General features: G+C 63.4%; 2 protein-coding genes and 1 pseudogene. 1 reads left to right on the forward strand and 2 read right to left on the reverse strand.

Annotation, left to right across the window (positions count from 1 at the left end; genetic code table 11):
• Positions 1 to 126, forward strand: a pseudogene (locus ENZ74_RS35515) (ornithine--acyl-ACP N-acyltransferase OlsB); the annotation flags it as partial.
• Between the two features lie 64 nt (positions 127 to 190).
• On the opposite strand, the gene ENZ74_RS31995 reads toward ENZ74_RS35515, so the two are convergent.
• The gene (locus tag ENZ74_RS31995) at positions 191 to 823 is read right to left on the reverse strand and encodes a trimeric intracellular cation channel family protein (protein WP_013529571.1); all 633 of its coding nucleotides are present in this window, start codon (positions 821 to 823) and stop codon (positions 191 to 193) included.
• A gap of 112 nt (positions 824 to 935) precedes the next feature.
• Positions 936 to 1,310, reverse strand: a 375-nt coding sequence (gene grpE / locus ENZ74_RS32000) for a nucleotide exchange factor GrpE (protein WP_127313297.1), incomplete at its 5' end; no start/stop codon positions are given.

Genomic DNA, 1,310 nt, shown 5'->3' on the forward strand with positions numbered 1-1,310 from the left:
GGCGACGGCTGCGTCATCGATCGCGAATTCTCGACGGTCGATGTGTTCGTCGTGATGCCGGTCAAGGAGATCGGCGCACGCTACGTCAACTATTATGGCGGGGAAGCCCAGCGCTTCGCTGCGTGAGGCTAGCGAATAGAAAGTAGCGGGAGCTATCTCGTTCAACCCCTATTCGCTATTCGCTTCCTTTTCACAAAATATCTTCCGGCCGCCTGCCGGGCCGGCTCTTGTAGGACGGAAACGACCAGCCGAATTTGAGCGCGCCGCCACGCACAAGGAACGCCGCAGCAAAACCGGCAAGGTCCGAGGCGAGCGGCGGCAGTCCGGCAAGATCGCCAAGCGTGTAAAGGCCGGCACCTGCAAGGGCCGCCGTGACATAGATTTCGGGCCTGAGCAGCACCGATGGCTCGCCGGCAAGAAGATCGCGCAGAATGCCGCCGAAAGTGGCGGTGAGCACGCCGGTGATGACGGAGACGACCGGCGAACCGGTAATCGCAAGCCCCTTGGCCGCGCCCATCACCGAAAAAGCGGCGAGCCCGATGGCGTCGAGCCAGAGCAGCCATTTCCAGCGCGATTCGACACGATGCGCGCTGAAGAAGACCAGCACCGCAACCGCGGCGCAGACCAGCACATAGCCGGAGTTGGCGACCCAGAAAACCGGCAGGTTGAGGATGACGTCGCGAAGCGTGCCGCCACCTATCCCGGTGACGCTGGCCAGGAACAGGAAGCCGATAATGTCGAGCTGCTTGCGCGAAGCCGCAAGCGCCCCCGTCGCCGCGAAGACGGCGACACCGGCATAGTCGAGAAGCGCGATGGGGTTCATGGCAGGCCAGGGGAGTAAGGGAATAGGGCAGTAGGGCAGTATGTTTAGCACGAAGCCGCACGGAAGGTGCGATTGCCCTTTTCCCTACTGCCCTACTGCCCTACTCCCTTAACTATGCATCTTTCTCAGCCTGCTCGTTTACCGGCCCCGGCTCGACCGGCGCTTCAGCGGCGGCAAACTTCGGACCGCCTTTGGCGACGCCGACCATAGCCGGGCGCAGCACGCGGTCGCCGATCGAATAGCCCGGCTGCACGACCTGGACCACGGTGTTGGCCGGGACGTCCGGATTGGGCACTTCGAACATCGCCTGGTGGAAATTGGGATCGAACTTCTCGCCTTCCGGCGCGAGCTTCTTGACCCCATGCCGTTCCAGCGCCGACAGCATGGCGCGCTCGGTGAGGTCGACGCCTTCGATCAGCGCCTTGAAGCCGGCGTCACCCGATGCCTTGGCCTCGGCGGGAATCGCCTCCATCGCGCGGCGCAGATT

Source organism: Mesorhizobium sp. M7A.F.Ca.CA.002.15.2.1, assembly GCF_003998715.1.
In the GTDB taxonomy this organism is placed as follows: domain Bacteria; phylum Pseudomonadota; class Alphaproteobacteria; order Rhizobiales; family Rhizobiaceae; genus Mesorhizobium; species Mesorhizobium ciceri.

Coding starts and splice junctions, on each gene's coding strand:
- ENZ74_RS31995 (WP_013529571.1), bottom strand. CDS start 823: ATGAACCCCATCGCGCTTCTCGACTATGCCGGTGTCGCCGTCTTCGCG.